This is a genomic window from Streptomyces sp. McG3 (assembly GCF_018619185.1).
Classification (GTDB): domain Bacteria; phylum Actinomycetota; class Actinomycetes; order Streptomycetales; family Streptomycetaceae; genus Streptomyces.
Genome location: NZ_JAAXYC010000523.1, coordinates 1 through 2,806, shown reverse-complemented (window position 1 = coordinate 2,806; position 2,806 = coordinate 1). Strand labels below are relative to the sequence as shown.

Below are 2,806 nucleotides of genomic sequence, written 5' to 3'. Positions count from 1 at the left end.
GGGCGGCGGGGCCGGGCGTGGGAGCACCGGGCCCGCCCGGGCCGCCCGGAGGTCCGCCGGCCACCGGGCCGCCGGGGCCGGGGCCGCCCGGGAACGCGGCGCGGGGCTCGCTGGGCACCACGGGGATGCCGCTCGTGAGCGTGTCGCCCGAGACATGGCCACCGGGGCCGGGATCGGGCGCCGGGGCCTGCGGCGTGAGGATCGCGGTGTCGTCGGACATCCGGGGCGGTACGCCGCCGGGGGTGCCCGGGACCATCGGGCCGGGGCCGCCGAGGCCCGGGACGCCGTCGAGGTTCGGGGTCAGCGAGGAGCTGCCGGTGACCGGTCCCGTGGTGGGGCCGGACGGACCGGGCGGACGCACCCCGAGGCCGGGGGTGGAACGCGGGCCTCCGCCGGGGGGCTCCGTGCCGTAGCTGTCGAGCGCGCTGCGGCCGGTGCCGGTGCCGGTGCCGGGCGTGCCCGGTCCGCCGCCGGACTGCGGGGCGTCCGAGAAGTACGGCAGGTCGGGGCGCGGGCTTCCCGCGTCGCCGTCGGACCCGCCACCGGGGCCACCCGCGCCCGGGCCGCCCGGGCCGGGGCCCTGGGCGCCGCCGGGGCCGGAAGGAGCACCGCCGGGGGCGCCGGGCGCACCGGCCCCCTGAGCGGCTGCTCCCGGCCCGGTGGCCGAGGCCTTGCGCGGGGCGAACCAGTCGCTGCCGCTCTTCTCCCGGGCCGGCTTCTCGCCGGGCGTCGGGTCGGCGGCGGGGCCGCCGTCCCGTGGCCGGTCCGCGGCCGCCGCGCCGTTCGGGCCCGCGGGCCCGGCTCCGGGTGCGGGCGGCGGCGTGCCGGGGCGCGGGGTGGCGCCGGTGCGCTCCGCGTCGGAACGGCCGCCGGCGATGTCGCTCTCCGCCATCGGCGTACGCATCACGACCGGCGGGATGGGACGCGACCCGGGGATGTTGATCCGGATGCGCGTCGTCAGCGTCGTCTCGGTCTTCGGCTCCTCGGGCCGGGGCGCAGCCACGGATTCCGGGTTCTCGTCAGAGCCGTCCTGCGACGGATACTGGCGGGATCCGTACGGCGGCGTACCCGAGGGATACGCGGCTCCGCCGCGGCGCTGGGGCCCGGAGGACGAACTGTCAGTTTCACGACTCAAAGCAGGTTCTCCCGATTGGCTCCGCCGCCCGTACTTCCCCCATGCCGCAGGCCAGGGGACGGCTCGGCGCGCGCACCACCATACTGGCCGCCGCCGTCGGACACTCCGCGACCGGGTGAAACCTCCACCCGTGCGTCACACCTGTGGGGGTCTTTTCCGACCCGGACTTGGCACTTCATGTACCGGACCGGCCGTTAAGCATGGCCGATTGCGGCACTCTGGAGGTGGTGGCGCACATCACAGCGGCGACCGTCCCGCCGAGCATGAACAGCACCAGGCCGAGTTCGTCGCCGAAGACGTAGTCCCCCTCCGGCCGTCCGCTCAGCAGGAGGAACACCGTGATGAACCAGCCCCCTGCCGGGGCGAGCGCGCCGATCTGGGTGCGGGTCAGGATCCGGCCACCGTAGAAGAGGCCCGCGGAGGCCACCAGTGCGATGATCAACCCGCCCGGGAACCAGGCGGCTTGGACGAGTGCTCCGGCGATCGCGACCAGGACGCCGAGGACGGCGAAGCCCGAGTAGGCGGCGATCCGGGCCGGGTTCGGCCGGGCCGCGAAACCGGTGGGCTCGGGCTCCCTGGGCGGCGCGTTCCGCCGCGGCGCGTGGGAGGAGCCGGCACGGCCACGGCCCTTGCCCGGGTTCCCGCTCACGCTGTGCCTCCCGTGGCGCCCGCGGGGCCCGTGGCGTCCGTGACGTCCTTGGCTCCTGTGGCGTCCTGGGCTCCCGTGGCGTCCGTGGCGGACGGCAGGCCCGCGAAGAGGTCGCGCTCGCGCTCCCCCTCGGGCACGCCCGGTGCGCCCCGCACCAGTTGGTAGTGCTCGGTCGTCAACAGGGGCTGACCGAGGTCGTTGGAGAGGGCGAAGAACGGGCCGTCGACCGCGATCTGGGTGGCGTGGGCGCGCATCGCCGCCGACTTGGCCCCGGCGTAGGCCGATCCGTCGATCTCCGCGGTGATCCGCCCCCCGTCGGTCACGCCCGGGACGTCGTCCACGGAGGCGATGCCGGGAAAGGCCCCGGGGGCGGTGGTGCGCAGCATCTCGAAGCCGGCCTCGGCCACGGCGCGCTCCACCCGGTTCCAGTAGATCTTCGCAACGGAGTGCGGTGCGTCGGAGCCGTACGCCGGGTCGGCGGCCAGGTCGGCGGCGCGCATCGCGACGCGGTGGGCCTGGATGTGGTCGGGGTGGCCGTAGCCGCCGTCCGGGTCGTAGGTGACCAGGACCTGGGGGCGGACCTCACGGATCACCTCGACGAGGTGGGCCGCCGCCTCGTCCACCGGGGTGGACCAGAAGGAGCCGGGGCGGCCGTTCTGCTCGGCGCCCATCATTCCGGAGTCCCGGTAGCGGCCGGCCCCGCCGAGGAAGCGGTGGTCGTCGACGCCGAGCTCTTTCATCGCCGCGGCCAGCTCGCCGACGCGGTGGGGGCCCAGGGCGTCGTCCCGGTCGGCGGTGAGGCGGGCGAGCGCGGGCGGGATGACCTCGCCCTCCTCGCCGAGCGTGCACGTCACCAGCGTGACGTGGGCGCCCTCGGCCGCATACCTGGCCATGGTGGCGCCGTTGTTGATCGACTCGTCGTCGGGGTGCGCGTGCACCAGCAGCAGACGGCGGGCGGGGAGGTCCTTCATGGGGACCACCCTACGAGCCCGGAGGCCCCCCGTGCCCCCGCGCCCCTGCGC

General features: G+C 76.4%; 2 protein-coding genes and 1 pseudogene. All 3 read right to left on the bottom strand.

The features are described from left to right. Positions 1-1,135: pseudogene (locus tag HET64_RS38020) on the bottom strand (hypothetical protein); the annotation flags it as partial. Between the two features lie 175 nt (positions 1,136-1,310). Beyond that, entirely contained in the window at positions 1,311-1,784 is a 474-nt protein-coding gene (locus HET64_RS38015; RefSeq protein WP_215111784.1) for a DUF6113 family protein, read from the bottom strand. Then, entirely contained in the window at positions 1,781-2,755 is a 975-nt protein-coding gene (gene mshB / locus HET64_RS38010; RefSeq protein ID WP_215111783.1) for an N-acetyl-1-D-myo-inositol-2-amino-2-deoxy-alpha-D-glucopyranoside deacetylase, read from the bottom strand. The genes HET64_RS38015 and mshB overlap by 4 nt, the downstream gene beginning before the upstream one ends. Between the last annotated feature and the right edge of the window lie 51 nt (positions 2,756-2,806).